At 32.7% G+C, this 15,746-nt stretch carries 16 protein-coding genes; all 16 read right to left on the bottom strand.

Annotation, left to right across the window (positions count from 1 at the left end):
- Nucleotides 1-15: 15 nt before the first annotated feature.
- The 16 genes from yqfD to gpr all read right to left on the bottom strand — a co-directional run bounded on the left by yqfD (nt 16) and on the right by gpr (nt 15,670).
- The gene (yqfD, locus tag ACSVC9_RS02175) at nt 16-1,209 is read right to left on the bottom strand and encodes a sporulation protein YqfD (RefSeq protein WP_446898751.1); all 1,194 of its coding nucleotides are present in this window, start codon (nt 1,207-1,209) and stop codon (nt 16-18) included.
- The gene (gene yqfC / locus ACSVC9_RS02170; protein ID WP_446898750.1) at nt 1,196-1,477 is read right to left on the bottom strand and encodes a sporulation protein YqfC; all 282 of its coding nucleotides are present in this window, start codon (nt 1,475-1,477) and stop codon (nt 1,196-1,198) included. The genes yqfD and yqfC overlap by 14 nt, the downstream gene beginning before the upstream one ends.
- A gap of 159 nt (nt 1,478-1,636) precedes the next feature.
- Nucleotides 1,637-2,083 (bottom strand): GatB/YqeY domain-containing protein, encoded by a 447-nt coding sequence (locus tag ACSVC9_RS02165; protein WP_446898749.1) that lies wholly within the window; start codon nt 2,081-2,083, stop codon nt 1,637-1,639.
- A gap of 28 nt (nt 2,084-2,111) precedes the next feature.
- The gene (rpsU, locus tag ACSVC9_RS02160; protein WP_007061146.1) at nt 2,112-2,288 is read right to left on the bottom strand and encodes a 30S ribosomal protein S21; all 177 of its coding nucleotides are present in this window, start codon (nt 2,286-2,288) and stop codon (nt 2,112-2,114) included.
- Nucleotides 2,289-2,407: 119 nt separating this feature from the next.
- On the bottom strand, nt 2,408-2,752 hold the full coding sequence (locus ACSVC9_RS02155; RefSeq protein ID WP_446898748.1) for a histidine triad nucleotide-binding protein: 345 nt from the start codon (nt 2,750-2,752) through the stop codon (nt 2,408-2,410).
- A gap of 110 nt (nt 2,753-2,862) precedes the next feature.
- Nucleotides 2,863-4,155 (bottom strand): tRNA (N(6)-L-threonylcarbamoyladenosine(37)-C(2))-methylthiotransferase MtaB, encoded by a 1,293-nt coding sequence (gene mtaB, locus ACSVC9_RS02150; RefSeq protein ID WP_446899785.1) that lies wholly within the window; start codon nt 4,153-4,155, stop codon nt 2,863-2,865.
- A gap of 46 nt (nt 4,156-4,201) precedes the next feature.
- Nucleotides 4,202-4,954 (bottom strand): 16S rRNA (uracil(1498)-N(3))-methyltransferase, encoded by a 753-nt coding sequence (locus tag ACSVC9_RS02145; protein WP_446898747.1) that lies wholly within the window; start codon nt 4,952-4,954, stop codon nt 4,202-4,204.
- A gap of 23 nt (nt 4,955-4,977) precedes the next feature.
- A complete protein-coding gene (gene prmA / locus ACSVC9_RS02140) occupies nt 4,978-5,922 on the bottom strand; it encodes a 50S ribosomal protein L11 methyltransferase (protein WP_446898746.1) in 945 nt (314 codons plus the stop codon).
- A 34-nt stretch (nt 5,923-5,956) separates the two neighbouring features.
- A complete protein-coding gene (gene dnaJ, locus ACSVC9_RS02135) occupies nt 5,957-7,102 on the bottom strand; it encodes a molecular chaperone DnaJ (RefSeq protein ID WP_446898745.1) in 1,146 nt (381 codons plus the stop codon).
- Between the two features lie 141 nt (nt 7,103-7,243).
- Nucleotides 7,244-9,112: a molecular chaperone DnaK gene (dnaK, locus tag ACSVC9_RS02130; RefSeq protein ID WP_446898744.1), complete on the bottom strand. Its 1,869-nt coding sequence runs from the start codon at nt 9,110-9,112 to the stop codon at nt 7,244-7,246.
- A gap of 63 nt (nt 9,113-9,175) precedes the next feature.
- Nucleotides 9,176-9,862, bottom strand: a complete 687-nt coding sequence (gene grpE, locus ACSVC9_RS02125) for a nucleotide exchange factor GrpE (RefSeq protein ID WP_446898743.1) — start codon at nt 9,860-9,862, stop codon at nt 9,176-9,178.
- Nucleotides 9,863-9,921: 59 nt separating this feature from the next.
- Complete coding sequence (hrcA, locus tag ACSVC9_RS02120) at nt 9,922-10,962, bottom strand: heat-inducible transcriptional repressor HrcA (protein WP_446898742.1); 1,041 nt, start codon at nt 10,960-10,962, stop codon at nt 9,922-9,924.
- A gap of 188 nt (nt 10,963-11,150) precedes the next feature.
- Nucleotides 11,151-12,308: a radical SAM family heme chaperone HemW gene (hemW, locus tag ACSVC9_RS02115; RefSeq protein ID WP_446898741.1), complete on the bottom strand. Its 1,158-nt coding sequence runs from the start codon at nt 12,306-12,308 to the stop codon at nt 11,151-11,153.
- Nucleotides 12,309-12,318: 10 nt separating this feature from the next.
- Complete coding sequence (gene lepA, locus ACSVC9_RS02110) at nt 12,319-14,127, bottom strand: translation elongation factor 4 (RefSeq protein WP_446898740.1); 1,809 nt, start codon at nt 14,125-14,127, stop codon at nt 12,319-12,321.
- A 172-nt stretch (nt 14,128-14,299) separates the two neighbouring features.
- The gene (locus tag ACSVC9_RS02105) at nt 14,300-14,623 is read right to left on the bottom strand and encodes a hypothetical protein (protein ID WP_446898739.1); all 324 of its coding nucleotides are present in this window, start codon (nt 14,621-14,623) and stop codon (nt 14,300-14,302) included.
- A 57-nt stretch (nt 14,624-14,680) separates the two neighbouring features.
- Entirely contained in the window at nt 14,681-15,670 is a 990-nt protein-coding gene (gene gpr / locus ACSVC9_RS02100; protein ID WP_446898738.1) for a GPR endopeptidase, read from the bottom strand.
- Between the last annotated feature and the right edge of the window lie 76 nt (nt 15,671-15,746).

Here is a 15,746-nt window from a genome sequence, read left to right as displayed (position 1 = left end):
ATCACCCTTTGTACACTAATTACTACTATTTTTCACGTTATCCTTTTCCTGTTTATCTTCTTTATGTTCTGCCTGAGATACTATATTTTCTTCTGCCACAACAAGTACTCTCACTTCAAGAACTTTACCATCTTTTTTATCAACTATCTTGTTCATTATTTTAACTGACTTATCCAAATTCGAACATATTTTCCTGTAAAGTTGATCAGAGACTTCGCTAGTTATTTTTTCTACATTACCTGTAACCAAAACTTCTTTTACTTCATAAAAAGTTTCTTTTTTTAAAAACAATTTACTTTCCTCTATTTTATCATACTTGCTAAAATTATTTTCATGTTTTTTTAAATATAGCTTCTTGCCATTTATGTTTATATAATAATTTTCTATTTTCCTACCTGTTCTATTTCTCTTTATGTTATCTAACTTAACACTTTTACTTTTTTCATAAAATGTTCTGCATATAACCTCTCCTGCAGCATGAACAGGATAGGTTCCCCCTTCCTTACCCTGTACTCCTTTTACAAGAATTTGCCCTTTTTTAACCATATCCCCTATCTTTACAACAGCTGTGCCCGCTGTTGTATAAAATCTTACCACTTCACCATCTTTTGATGCTACAAGATCACAGGGTGAATTGTCTGAGATTATATTGGGAGGTGACTTTCTTTCTTCTGCACTTATTACGAGCCTTGAACCATCAATTCTAGCCTTTACCCACATTATATTATCATCACTCTTTATAAGAAATTCCTCTATTTTATATACATCCAAGTTCTTTTTATTGATTCCCGGAACTATTCCATAATTTTTTAATTTCTGTCTTATCTCGTAGGGTGGCAAATTGGAATCAGAATTTATCTGTATCTCCCATATGAATGTTGACATATAGTATATTATTCCTATAAATAAGGCTATTCCTACAATCATCATTCTATTTTTTTTAAGTTTCAATATTAAAAATGAAAGTCCCCATCTTTTAATTATTTTTATCTTTACACCGCTTTTCTTGGCTATTCTCGCTATTTTATAATAATCCTGCAATTTTATATCCATTACTATGGTAGTTATACTCTTTTTCTTTATATTTTTTATATAGACATCATTCTTCCATATGAGATTTATAAACCTTTCAGGTATAATGGACCGTATCTCAATTGTTATAACTGCATTTTTATATTTGCCAAAATTAAATCTACTACTTCCCTTCATAGATTATAGATTTAAATTTTCCTCCTATTGTTATAGTACTTCCCCCCATAAAAAGTACTTCAAAATCTTTTCCGCATATTGAGATCAATCCTACCCCTGAATTAATTCTTATCCTATCCTTTTCAAATAACACTATGCCTCTATGATTTTCTATTACTATTTCCTTATCTCCTGTTACTAAAATCTTAGGCATATTCAAAATTATATCTCTTGGAAGATCCAACTTATCTGCGATATTTTGTTTCGTATTATACAACTTATCTCCCACAATATCACCTCTAAATTTATATAGTTTTTCTTCTTTTATTAATTTATGAATTATGCATCCAATAAATTACTTAAAGGCAATACTCATAATAATAAAAAAATAAAACCTTATAAAATATAAAGGTTTTATAAATAAAAAAGGCTGAGAAAACCCAACCCTTTATTTATTCAAATATTGTTTTACAATTTGACTCACAAGTTTACCATCTGCTCTACCTTTTGTCTTCGGCATAACACATGCCATAACTTTTTTCATGTCCTTTATACTATTTGCCCTGACTTCATTAACTGCTTGATGAACAATTTCGGTAATCTCTTCTTTATTCAACTGCTGAGGAAGGTACTCTAACAAGATTTTTATTTCCTTTTCTGTATCGTCAACCAAATCCTGTCTATTCCCCTTTTTAAATTCCAGTACAGCTTCACGCCTTTGCTTGACTTCCTTTGCCAATATACCTATAACTTGTTCATCGTCAAGTTGTTTGCCATCAGTCTTTTCAACTAACAGCACAGCCGCTCTTGCCATACTTATGGTATTAGCTTTAAATTTGTCTTTAGACTTTAAGGCCTGTTTCCAATCCTCTTGTAATCTTTTTTTAAGAGACATTAATTTGAACCCTCTTTCCAAAAGAACCCTACTTAAATTTTCTCTTTCTAGCAGCTTCTGATTTCTTTTTTCTCTTTACACTTGGCTTTTCATAATGTTCTCTCTTTCTAACTTCTGAAAGAACACCAGCTCTAGCACATTTCCTTTTAAATCTTCTTAATGCACTTTCAATAGTTTCATTTTCTCCAACTTTTATTTCTGACATATTATATCCCTCCCTCCGCTAGCTCAATTTAATTTTAAAAATTAAATACAGTTAACATAGGTCAAATAGCATATAGATTATTATACAACAAATGTTTTTCTACTGTCAACATGTTGAATTTAGCCCGGTGGCCAACTAAGTGATCTTCCACCTAGTAGATGAAAATGTACATGAGGTACAGTCTGTCCTCCATCTTTTCCAGTATTTGAAACAATTCTGTATCCATCTTCCGCTATATTTAAATCTTGAGCAATTTTTTTTGCTACCATAAATATATGAGCTATAATATTTGAACTATCTTTATCAAGATCATTAATACTGCTTATGTGCTTTTTAGGAATTATAAGCACATGAACTGGAGCCCCAGGATTTATATCCTTAAAACTTAATACAAAATCATCTTCATACACTTTCTCTGATGGTATTTCACCCTTCACTATTTTGCAAAAAATACATTCCTCCACATGTTCACCCCCTTAATTATGCTATAAACACTACGTCTAATTCACATTACTTATATTATTCAATATTAATAATAAATATCCTTCTAAATTAAATAAAAAATTTTTCCAAATTATAAAATTATACTTCCTTCCATATATCCTTTTTCAATTGTCAAAAGCCTTGTTTTAATTATACTATCCTTTAAATTTTTATCCGACCTTGTAACAACCTTTATGTAATTTGGCGTATAACCTTCATAGATATTTTCTGCTCCAGTAATATGCTGTTCATATAATACATCCATATCTCGGTTTAAAAAACGACTCATAAATTCTCTTTCCAAAATTTCATCTAACTCTATAAGTTTAGAACTTCTATATTCCTTTATATTTCCATTCACCTGATTGTCCATAGCTGCAGCTTTAGTTCCCTCTCTTGGGCTATATTTAAATACATGAATTTTTGAAAGTTTGATTCTTTTTAAAAATTCATATGTAATATCAAATTCCTCCTGCGTCTCTCCTGGGAAACCAACTATAACGTCAGTAGTTATGGATACATTCGAAATACTTTTTCTCAATTTATTCAAAACATCTTCATATTCAGAGGTAGTATATTTTCTATTCATTCTTCGCAGTGTTTCATCACAACCACTTTGAAGTGAAATGTGAAAATGTGGGCATAATTTTCTCAGAGAACTTATTTCTTCTATGACTTCAGATGTAAAAAATTTAGGATCTATTGACCCTATCCTGATCCTCTCAATCCCATCTACCTTATCTACTTTCTGCAAGATTCGGATAAGATTCCACTTTCCATTCATATCAGTACCATAGGAAGCTATATGTATACCTGATAATATTATTTCCTTAAAATTATTTTTAGCCAGTTTTTTGACCTCTTCCATAACCATTTCTGGTTTTTTACTGCAAACTGATCCTCTTGCAAATGGAATTAAACAATATGAGCAAAATCTATTGCAGCCGTCCTGTATTTTTAAAAACGCTCTAGTTCTATGCTGATACTTTTCAATACTTAGATTTTCAAACATGTTGTCTCTTAATACCTTGTTTACCTCCACAAATCTTTTCTTTTCTTTTTGAACACGACTTATCCAGTATAAAATATCGCCCTTATTTCTTGTACCTAAAACTACATCCACACCTTCTATTTTGGATACCTCTTCAGGTGCAACCTGAGAATAGCATCCTACCACCGCTATAATAGCATTTGGATTTTTTCTTCTGGCCCTGTGAATCATCTGCCTTGATTTTTTATCACCCATATTGGTTACAGTACACGTATTTATCACATATACATCTGCACATTTATCAAAATCTACAATATTATATCCTTCATTTATAAATTTTTCTATCATTGCTTCTGTTTCATACTGATTTACCCTGCAGCCCAGTGTAGCCATTCCTACTGCCTTTTGTCCATTATAAACACAAGAAAACTTATCCAAACTAATTCAATCCTCCTAAATCACCTAATTCATACATTAGCAATGATATGCACACAAAGCCTGCTGTTTCCGTTCTAAGTACCCTTGGGCCAAGAGTTACTATATTTGAAGGAACCTTTTTTAAAATATCTATCTCCGATTCTGAAAAACCACCTTCAGCACCAACAACTACCGCTATATTTTTTATATTGTCTTTATTTATTTTGCTCACCATATTTTTTATACCAAGTTTTTTCTCATTTTCATATGGAACTACCACCAAATCCATAGATTCCAATTTTTCTATAATTTGCTTGAAATCCAGAGGCAAGCCAACCTCAGGAATTATACTTCTTCCACACTGCTTACATGCCTCTTTAGCTATCTTGTTCCATCTTTCTATTTTTTTTAACTCTCCATTTTTGTTCTTTACAATTACTCGCTCTGTAAATATAGGTATTATCTTTCTTACTCCTAGTTCCGTGGTCTTCTGCACAATTAAATCCATTTTATTTGACTTCGGAAATCCTTGAAATAAATGAATTTCTATATCGCTCTCACTGTTCAGATCAAGTTCTTTCATTACTTTTATCTGAACCCTATCCCTATCTATTTTATATATTATTCCATAAAATTCACGGCCACAGCAATCATTTATTGCCACTTCATCATTTTTTTTCAATCGTAGTACTTTATATATATGCTTAACATCTTCATCTGAAATGTATGCCATACCATCTATTATATTTTCTTCTGGTACAAAAAATTTATGCATTTAGACAACCTCTTCTATATAATTTATATATCAGCCAGCCTTGCAGTTATACAAAACCATTCTCCATCTTTATTTATCTCTTCTATATTGAAATTACATTTTTTCAATTTGTCTATTACCTCATATTGCCTTCCATCAATTATTCCAGAAGATATAAAAATTCCATTTTTATTCAGGAAGCATTTAACCTGATCACTCAATGGTATTATAATATCAGCAATTATATTTGCAACTATAATATCTGCTCTGTCATGAATTACATCCATAAGATTGCCATGAAATATTTCTATATCTGAAACATCATTATACTTTATATTTTCCCTGGCAGATTTCACAGCCACCTCATCAAGATCAACACCTAAAACATGATTTGCTCCCAGCTTAGCTGCCGTTATTGAAAGTATGCCTGATCCAGTTCCTATATCAAATACAGTAGAATCTCTATTTACATGTTTTTCTAATTGCTTAATACACATTCTTGTGGTTTCATGACTTCCAGTCCCAAAGGCCATCCCTGGATCCAGTTTTACTATTATATCACCATCTTTTTTTTCATACTTCTCCCATATTGGAACAATCACTATATTTCTCCCTACCTTAGTAGGTTTATAATATTTTTTCCAATTGTTCTCCCAGTCTTCCTCATTTACCTTTCTTACCTTAACTGAACCACTGCCTTTATCTATGTTAAATTCTGATAGATTATCTATTGATTGTTTTATATAATTTAAACTCTCTTCAAAATTTTCATTTTTCTTGAAATATGCCTTTATCAATGTATAGTCCTTTACTTTTAAAAGGCTATTATCAAAATAATCCCAGTCTTCAGGGCTCTTCCTTTTAAACTCAATATCTTCTGGATCTTCTATTGATATACCGATAACGCCTATATTATACAATATTCCTGAAATTGCCTCCACTGCTTCACTAGTAGTCTCAATGGAAATTTCCATCCAATTTTTATCCATAATACACCACTTTTCAATAAATTTATATTATCAATTAGAGTTTACGCCTTATCCTATTTATAAGTGTGTCCTTTCCATTTTCTCCATCTATCGTTTCACCACCGGCTTTCATAAAATCAATCAATATTTCTCTTTGTTTTTGGCTTATATTCTTTGGAACATCAACTATTACATTTACATATTGATCTCCTCTGCCATGCCCATTTACCCTCGTTATACCTTTTCCCCTAAGTCTAAACACAGTTCCAGACTGCGTTCCTGGTGGAACATCATATTTTACTTCTCCGTCTATAGTTGGGACCTTAAGTGTAGTACCCAGAACTGCTTTCCCAAAGCTTATATGCCTATCTATATATACATCAGATCCCTCTCTTTTAAATGTAGAACTAGTACTTACCTTTATGTTTATATAAAGGTCACCTGATGGTCCTCCATTTGAACCTGCTTCTCCTTGTCCTCTTATAGGAATAATATTACCACTGTCAACTCCTGCTGGGACATTTACATTTATTCTTTTACGCTTTCTTACCTTTCCCTTACCCTTACAGTGAGGACACGGTTCAGTTATTATAGTTCCAGATCCACCGCATTTATCACAGGTACTCATGCTTACAAAACTTCCAAGAGGAGTATTCCTCTGTGTCCTTATTTGACCTGTTCCACCACATTTGTCGCAAGTATGCGGTTTTGTGCCCGGTTTGGCTCCTGTACCATGGCAGTGTTCACAAGTCTCATTTTTATTTATAGTTATCTCTTTTTTTACTCCAAAAGCTGCTTCTTCAAAAGTCAGATTAAGAGTATATTCAAGATCTGCTCCTTTTTCTGGTGCATTTCTTCTTCTGCTACTTCCATGAGAAAATCCACCGCCTCCAAAAAACGAATCAAATATATCTCCAAAACCACCAAGATCCGAAAAATCAAATCCTCCAAAGCCTGCTCCCTGTGCTCCTGCACCACCAAAATCAGTTGTACCAAACTGGTCGTATTGTGCCTTTTTTTGTGGATCTGATAGAACCTGATAAGCCTCATTTATTTCTTTAAACTTCGCTTCAGCTTCCTTATTATCTGGATTTCTATCCGGGTGGTATTTTAAAGCCATCTTTCTAAAAGCTCTTTTTATTTCATCATCACTCGCGCCCTTATGAAGTCCCAATACCTCATAGTAGTCTTTATTTGCCATTTTTATACTTCACCACCTAATGAAAACATACTAAATTTCCTAGAATAATTAAGTTTTACTTAAATTAAGGGAAGAGTAAAGAACTCATCCCTTAACTATTACCATTATACACATTTATTATATAATCGTGAAGAGAAAATACTATTTATCATCATCCACTTTATAATCTGCATCAACTACATTGCCATCATTTTTTCCTGCATTACCGTTGTCTGCCCCTGGATTTGAGCCTGCTTCCGGATTTGGACCTGCTCCCGGATTTGGACCTGACTGAGCATTCTGGCTGTATATCTTGGATGAAATGCCATAAAATGTCTGTGTCAAATCTTCGGTGGCTTTCTTTATGGCATCCATATCATCCCCATCTTTGACTTTTTTCAAAGCATCCATTTTGTCTTCTACAGATTTCTTATCCTCTGCAGATACTTTATCACCAAGATCCTTTAATGTCTTTTCAGTTTGGTAAAGCGCCTGATCCGCATTGTTTTTGATTTCTATAGATTCTTTTCTCTTTTTATCCTGCTCGCCAAATTTTTCTGCATCCTTAACAGCTTTATCTATTTCATCATCACTCAAATTAGTAGAAGCAGTAATTGTTATATTTGCTTCCTTTCCAGTTCCTTTATCTTTAGCAGATACATTTACAATGCCATTTGCATCTATATCAAATGTAACTTCTATTTGAGGAATTCCTCTTGGAGCTGGTGCTATACCTGAAAGCGTGAATCTTCCAAGAGTTTTATTGTCGGCGGCCATCTGTCTTTCACCCTGAACTACATGAATTTCAACAGAAGTCTGACCATCTGCCGCCGTTGAAAACACCTGGCTCTTCTTAGTCGGTATCGTAGTATTTCTTTCAATAAGCGGAGTAGCAACTCCTCCTAAAGTTTCAATACCAAGTGTAAGAGGTGTAACATCAAGCAACAATACATCTTTTACATCTCCTGTTAGAACTCCTGCCTGGATAGCTGCACCTACAGCTACACATTCATCAGGATTTACTCCCTTTGATGGTTCTTTTCCTGTAAAATTCTTAACAGCTTCCTGAACTGCAGGAATTCTTGTAGAACCACCAACTAATATAATCTTGTTTATATCATTTATTGTAAGTCCAGCATCGCTTAATGCCTTCTTCATAGGTTCTATTGTCCTCTGAACCAAATCTTGAGTCAGTTCATTGAATTTTGCCCTTGTCAGATTCATATCTATGTGCTTTGGACCCGTAGCATCTGCTGTAATAAAAGGAAGATTTATATTTGTTTGCATAGATGATGATAATTCAATTTTAGCTTTCTCAGCCGCTTCCTTCAACCTTTGAAGTGACATCTTGTCATTTCTCAAATCTATTCCATTTTCAGCTTTGAATGTATCTGCTATATAATCTATTATCTTCTGATCAAAATCATCACCGCCTAGACGTGTATCTCCATTTGTTGCTTTAACTTCAAATACCCCATCTCCAAGTTCAAGTATGGATACATCAAAAGTACCACCGCCAAGGTCATAAACAAATATCTTCTGACTCGTTTCAGTTTTATCAAGTCCATATGCAAGAGAAGCTGCTGTAGGTTCATTTATTATTCTTCTTACATTAAGTCCTGCAATTTTACCTGCGTCTTTGGTTGCTTGTCTTTGGCTGTCATTAAAATATGCTGGTACTGTTATAACCGCTTCAGTAACAGGTTCTCCCAAATATGCCTCTGCATCAGATTTTATTTTTTGAAGTATCATTGCAGATATCTCCTGCGGTGTATACTGTTTTCCATCTATATCTACCTTATGGTCTGTTCCCATTTGTCTCTTTATTGACATTATTGTCTTATCAGGATTTGTTATTGCCTGCCTTTTTGCCACCTGTCCTACAAGTCTTTCTCCATTTGCCTGAAATGAAACAACGGATGGAGTTGTTCTTGCCCCTTCCGAGTTTGCTATAACTACAGGATCTCCACCTTCCATAACGGCAACACAGGAATTTGTTGTACCTAAATCAATACCTATTATTTTTGACATGTTAACTTACCTCCTAAATTGACTAACTTCAAAATTCCCTTAATAAATTATTTATATTTTGTATTAATTTGCAACTTTAACCATGCTGTATCTTATTACCTTATCTCCCTTTTTATATCCTTTCTGAAATACTTCTACGATGGAATTTTTATCATATTTTTCATCTTCTATATGCATAACTGCATTATGTAGATGCGGATCAAATCCACTATCCACTGGAATTTCTTCAACATCCAATTTCCTTAAAGCATCATTAAATTGTTTCATTGTCATTTCTATACCCTTTTTCAGATCTTCCGCATTTCCTTCTATTGAAACAGCCCTTTCCAAATTATCAAGTACCGGAAGTACTTCCTTAAGTACATCCTCACAAACATCAGTATATATCTTTTCTTTTTCTTTGGCTGTTCTTTTCCTAAAATTATCATACTCTGCAACTGTTCTTGATAATCTGTCTTTTAGAGTTTCAAATTCACTCTTAATCTTATTATTTTCATCTTTTAAATTTTTGTTCTTATCTTTTAAACTTTTTATTAGTTTTTGATCTTCTATACTTTGGATATTAGCTGATTTTTTCTTACTATCATTATTTTCTTCATTACTTCCTTCTTCATTGTATTCCTCATACTCTTCAGAAACTCCTACTTCCTCATTACATTCAGACTTATCTAAATCTTTTTCTGAATTTTTTTCCAAGTTTTCATCTTCTTCAATATTATTGGCCTTAATATCATCCTTCTTTTTAAACATCTGATTGTTTCCTCCAATCTCAATTTAATATTTATATTAAAGGCAGGCCTACATAGAATTCAATCATCATCAAAATAAGTATTAGTCAAAATATAATTCAATTCCCTAACTACATTTGACAATACAGATATGACTTTTGAATAAGGCATTCTTGTAGGGCCTATCAATCCAATCTTTCCTATAGGCTTACTGCCTAAATTATAAACTGTTGATACAACACTACAGTCTTCTGCCCCTTCTATATAATTTTCACTGCCAATCTTCACTGAAATATTTGATGAATCATTTAAAAGTTCATTGACCTTATCTTTATTATCAAGCATTGATAAAAACTCTCTTGCTTTTTCAACATCCTTGTATTCCGGATAATTAAATATATTTACAGTACCTTGCATATATATATCAGAATTATCTGCGCTTCTCAGATTTTCGTATAGCACAGGAATTATTGCATTAAATATATCTTCGTAGCCTTTTAAATCATTTTTTATATTATTTATTACCTCTAAATTTATTTGTTCACTGTTTAGCCCTCTCAGTCTATTGTTGAGAAGATTGCTAAGCTTTGTAAGGACTTTATCAGAGACATTTTTTTTAACTTTTATTACATTATTTTTTATAACACCACTGTCTGTAACCAATACTAACAGTATATTATTGTTGAACTCCATATTTATAAGCTGCATATGTTTTATATAACTCCTACTTACAGATGGCGTTCTTACTATGCATGTAAGTTTAGTCAATTCAGCCAGCAGAAGAGTTGCCTGTCTTATTGCCCTATCCATCTCAAAAATTGCACTGTCTAAAATTTGTCTTTTTATTTCGTACATTTCCTCTTCGCTAAGATTTGGTATTTGCATTAATTTATCAACATAAAGCCTATACCCCTTATTTGACGGCTTCCTTCCTGAAGAACTGTGAAGTTGCTCTAAGTACCCCATATCTTCAAGATCAGCCATCTCATTTCTTATAGTAGCTGAACTTATTCCCAGATTATACTTTTTAGCTATGGTCCTGGATCCCACAGGCTCCGCAGTTTTTATATAATCATTTATTATTGCCTGAAGTATTTTTATTTTTCTTTCATCCATTTCCATATCATCACCTTTTTATTAGCACTCGCTATCGTTGAGTGCTAACTACCATGATTAAAAAATATCACTGATATTTTTTTTTGTCAACTATATACAATGTGTATTATATAGACAGATTTCACAATATATTAAATTTAAACAAATATTTATAGAAAATACTCAAGTTTCCTTTTGATATCTACATCATTTATCTATGAAGTCAAAATAAACTCACACATAACACTATTTGATACCTGTATTCCCCTTCTACTCAAGTACAACCTATCTCCTTCTCTAATTAATGTTCCAAATTTTATATGCTTATTTATAACATTTTTATATATGGAATATATGTCTACTTTGAACCTCAGTTCAAATTCAGATATGGATATTCCACTAAGCTTCCTAAGCCCCATAAATATAAATTCTTCCATATCATCTTCTATGGAATTTTTATGAAGATCATATTTAATAAATTTATTTTTTTCTGCTTCTTTTATATATTGTTCTATATTCCTTGATTTTCTATACCTGTACCCATTTAAATATGAACAGGCACCTAACCCACATCCAATATACTCTTGAAGATTCCAGTATGTTAAATTGTGGACACACTTGAATCCCTTCTTTGAAAAATTTGAGATCTCGTATTGTTCATATCCCTTTGAATTCAAAAAATCTAGGGCAAAATCATACATTCTCCTTTCTTTATCCTCATTTGGGAGCTCAATATATCCTCTCCTGTACATATTATAAAATGGAGTATTTGGTTCAATTATAAGACTATAGCAGGATATATGCTCTGGTTGCAATTTCACTACATTTTTTAGAGTTTCTTCCCAATCTGAAACCTCTTGACCAGGAATCCCAAACATCAAGTCCACATTTATATTTAAAAATTCAAGTTTTCTAGCACGATTATATCCTTCTATAAACTCTTCCACAGTATGTATTCTTCCCAGATTTTTAAGTATATGATTCTGCCATGCCTGGAGGCCAATGCTCAATCTGTTAACTCCTATTTTCTTTAAAAATCTTAATTTTTCTTCTGTAAGACTTCCTGGATTTCCTTCTACAGTGAATTCCATATTTTCAATAGTTTTAAGATTTACTATAGAACCATATATATTTCTCCATGAACTTATATTCATATAAGTAGGTGTACCACCTCCTATAAATATACTTTTTATTTTCATCTTTGACAAATTGCTTATATCTTTAGCAAGAGCCATGGAGTATTTTGACATTAATCCTTCAATTCCACTAAAGGATGTGAAATCACAATACAGACATTTTTTGCAGCAAAAGGGCATGTGTACATATAGTGATATGCCCTTTTTTAAATTGGTTCCATATTTATATAGTTCCATTAAAACATCACTAATCCTCCGTCTTTAAAATAGCCATAAAAGCTTCCTGTGGTATTTCAACAGAGCCTACCTGTCTCATTCTTTTTTTGCCCTCTTTCTGCTTTTCAAGCAATTTCTTCTTTCTGGATATATCTCCTCCATAACATTTTGCAAGAACATCTTTTCTCATAGCCTTGACTGTTTCTCTCGCTATAATCTTTCCACCAACAGCTGCCTGAATAGGTATTTCAAACAGCTGTCTTGGAATTATTTCTTTCAATTTTCCTGCTGTATATTTTCCTCTTTCATATGCCCTTTCTTCAGGAACAATCATTGACAGGGCATCCACTATATCTCCATTTAGCAGTATATCCAGTTTCACAAGCTTTGCTTCACTATAACCTTTCAATTCATAGTCAAAAGATGCATATCCTCTTGTTCTTGACTTTAGAGCATCAAAAAAATCATATATTATTTCATTAAGTGGTATATCATAATTTAAACATACTCTCGTAGTTTCAATATACTGCATATCCCTAAATGTACCTCTTCTATCCTGTGCAAGTTTCATAACGGCACCTACATAATCTGAAGGAGTTATTATTGAAGCTTTTACTATAGGTTCTTCCATATATTTTATTTCAGATAGTTCAGGCATATTAGTTGGGTTGGTAAGTTCTAAGATAGTACCATCAGTTTTCATTATTTTATATATAACTGAAGGTGCTGTGGTTATAATATCTAAATTAAACTCCCTTTCTATTCTCTCCTGAATAACATCCATATGTAAAAGTCCCAAGAATCCACATCTAAATCCAAATCCCAATGCTATAGAAGTTTCAGGCTCAAAAGAAAGAGCTGCATCATTAACCTGAAGTTTTTCAAGTGCATCTTTCAACTCTCCATATTTTGCTCCATCTACAGGATAAATACCACTAAATACCATTGGTACGGCAGGTCTATATCCTTCAAGGGGTTTTTCTGCCAATCTGTCATTTTCAGTTACAGTATCACCTACCCTAGCATCTCTTACATTTTTTATCGAAGCAGTAAAATACCCTACATCTCCTGCTTTTAATCCGTCATTTGGCATAAAACCCGGCACAAATACCCCTGTTTCAGTTACCTCATATATTTTATTTGTAGCCATAAGTTTTATAGTCATTCCAGGCTTTATTTCTCCCTCTTTTACCCGTATGTGGCAAACTACTCCTCTATAGCTATCATAATTCGAATCAAATATAAGCGCTCTAAGCGGTGCAGACTCGTCGCCTTCTGGAGATGGGACTTTTTCTACTATGGCATCAAGTACATCTTCTATATTAAGTCCTGTCTTTGCAGAAACCATAGGTGCATCCTGTGCTTCTATTCCAATAACATCTTCTATTTCATCCTTTATTTCATTTGGTCTGGCACTTGGAAGATCTATTTTATTTATCACGGGAACTATCTCCAAATCATGATCCAAAGCTAAATAACAATTTGCAAGTGTCTGAGCTTGTATACCCTGAGTTGCATCTACTACAAGTACAGCCCCCTCACATGCCGCTAAACTCCTTGATACCTCATAATTAAAATCCACATGTCCTGGAGTATCTATTAGATTCAATATATACTCTTCATTTTCAGATTTTTTATATATCAACCTTACAGCCTGTGATTTTATAGTTATTCCTCTTTCTCTTTCAAGTTCCATATTATCAAGTACCTGTGATTCCATTTCTCTTTTTGTAAGAGTTCCTGTCTTTTCAATAAGCCTATCTGCAAGTGTGGATTTCCCATGATCTATATGCGCAACTATAGAAAAATTTCTAATATATTTTTGCCTTTCACTCTGCATATTAATAACCTCCATTACTGGTCACTACATAAATTAAAAGATTTGCATATTTTGCAAATCTTTATATATAAAATCTATTATTGCTATAGTAAATTATAGCATAACACATATTTACTGAAAAGACTATTATCAGACCAATCTTCAGTATTTTAATACAATAACACTATAGAAATTAATGTCCTATATTTGCTTTAATTTCATAAAATGTTTTTTCTACACTGTCAGCTGCTGCATCTACTTTATATCTTATATTCTCTCCAACGTTCGTTATTGTTCCTAATAAATTTTCCTTAAAATTATAAATTGTATTTCCATTCATATTAACAAAATAATTTTGAGTTTCAATTTTGAAATCAAAAGGAGAAAAACTACAATTTATACTAAAATCAGATCTATCTTTAACAAACTTCGGCATACTGGCATTTACAATAACTATACCCGTTAGAATCAGTATAATGCAACATATAACCACTGATTTAAATGCCCTTCTACTCATAAAACCACCCTCAAAACAAAAAATTTCTATTATTAAGGATAAACAATTTTACATATTTTATTCAATAAATGAATTTATCTCTTCTAAATTGAGTTCTGGTTGTAATGCCATATTTACCGCACTTGCAAGTATTTTTGATATTGATTCTATGACTATATCAACATCTTTCGGAGTGACCATAATATTTTCAGAATATGGATTCAATACTTCGAGTATTAATTTTCTCTTTTCTTCCTTATCTATGGACTTTAACATCCTATAAAATTCTTCCCCCCTCTTTGACTTAGATATCATATCATTTAAAACCAGATCAATGGTATCATTTGCCATAGTTGCAGCATCTACTACAGTTGGGACTCCTACTGCTATTACTGGGATCCCCAGTGTCTTCTCACTTAATTCCATTCTCCTGTTTGCAACTCCCGATCCAGGAGATATTCCAGTATTACTTATTTGAATAGTACTATTAACCCTTTCAACCTTCCTAGAAGCCAATGCATCTATACATATTATAAGATTGGGTCTGATTTTATCAACAATTCCTCTTATAATCTCACTGCTTTCTATTCCGGTGATTCCCAACACCCCTGGAGCCACTGCACACACCGGTCTTATCCTTTCATCTATTTTATCGGGAATCAACTGCCTTAAATGCCTTGTGATCATCAATTTTGAAATAACTTTTGGTCCTAGTGAATCCGGAGTTATATTCCAGTTTCCAAGCCCTACAACCAAAACTGTCATACTTTTATCTATTCTAGTATCGATTGAATCCAGTATGCATTTTAATTCATCTCCAACAACCTTGCTCAATTTATTTCTCAGTTCACCATCATAATAGGCATATTTAGGTATATCCAGTGTAATATAAGAGCCCTTGGGTTTACCAATTTTTTTTTCGCCAGTATCCCCCGTTATTTTAACATCAGTTATTTTGATATTATCTCTCAGTCTCTCATTTACCTTAACTCCATCAACTTCTTCTCCTATTTCGCTTTCATATATTTCTTTAGCTTCTAAAGCCAAGTCCGTTCTGACATCCAACATTGCTCATCACTCCAAAATAGTTTTTTAATTTTCAAACTTATTATTTGTGTTTTCGCTTTATCTATTCATATGGCTA

It is taken from the genome of Clostridium sp. LBM24168, from assembly GCF_052953915.1.
The sequence above is the reverse complement of the archived record's forward strand: the minus strand, read 5'-3'. Positions and strand labels throughout refer to the sequence as shown.

What these genes read in the sequence shown, in the direction of transcription:
- yqfD (WP_446898751.1), bottom strand. Translation starts at nt 1,209, where the DNA reads ATGAAGGGAAGTAGTAGATTTAATTTTGGCAAATATAAAAATGCAGTT.
- ACSVC9_RS02165 (WP_446898749.1), bottom strand. Translation starts at nt 2,083, where the DNA reads ATGTCTCTTAAAAAAAGATTACAAGAGGATTGGAAACAGGCCTTAAAG.
- rpsU (WP_007061146.1), bottom strand. Translation starts at nt 2,288, where the DNA reads ATGTCAGAAATAAAAGTTGGAGAAAATGAAACTATTGAAAGTGCATTA.
- mtaB (WP_446899785.1), bottom strand. Translation starts at nt 4,155, where the DNA reads ATGGCTACACTGGGCTGCAGGGTAAATCAGTATGAAACAGAAGCAATG.
- ACSVC9_RS02145 (WP_446898747.1), bottom strand. Translation starts at nt 4,954, where the DNA reads ATGCATAAATTTTTTGTACCAGAAGAAAATATAATAGATGGTATGGCA.
- prmA (WP_446898746.1), bottom strand. Translation starts at nt 5,922, where the DNA reads ATGGATAAAAATTGGATGGAAATTTCCATTGAGACTACTAGTGAAGCA.
- dnaJ (WP_446898745.1), bottom strand. Translation starts at nt 7,102, where the DNA reads ATGGCAAATAAAGACTACTATGAGGTATTGGGACTTCATAAGGGCGCG.
- dnaK (WP_446898744.1), bottom strand. Translation starts at nt 9,112, where the DNA reads ATGTCAAAAATAATAGGTATTGATTTAGGTACAACAAATTCCTGTGTT.
- grpE (WP_446898743.1), bottom strand. Translation starts at nt 9,862, where the DNA reads ATGTTTAAAAAGAAGGATGATATTAAGGCCAATAATATTGAAGAAGAT.
- hrcA (WP_446898742.1), bottom strand. Translation starts at nt 10,962, where the DNA reads ATGGAAATGGATGAAAGAAAAATAAAAATACTTCAGGCAATAATAAAT.
- hemW (WP_446898741.1), bottom strand. Translation starts at nt 12,308, where the DNA reads ATGGAACTATATAAATATGGAACCAATTTAAAAAAGGGCATATCACTA.
- lepA (WP_446898740.1), bottom strand. Translation starts at nt 14,127, where the DNA reads ATGCAGAGTGAAAGGCAAAAATATATTAGAAATTTTTCTATAGTTGCG.
- ACSVC9_RS02105 (WP_446898739.1), bottom strand. Translation starts at nt 14,623, where the DNA reads ATGAGTAGAAGGGCATTTAAATCAGTGGTTATATGTTGCATTATACTG.
- gpr (WP_446898738.1), bottom strand. Translation starts at nt 15,670, where the DNA reads ATGTTGGATGTCAGAACGGACTTGGCTTTAGAAGCTAAAGAAATATAT.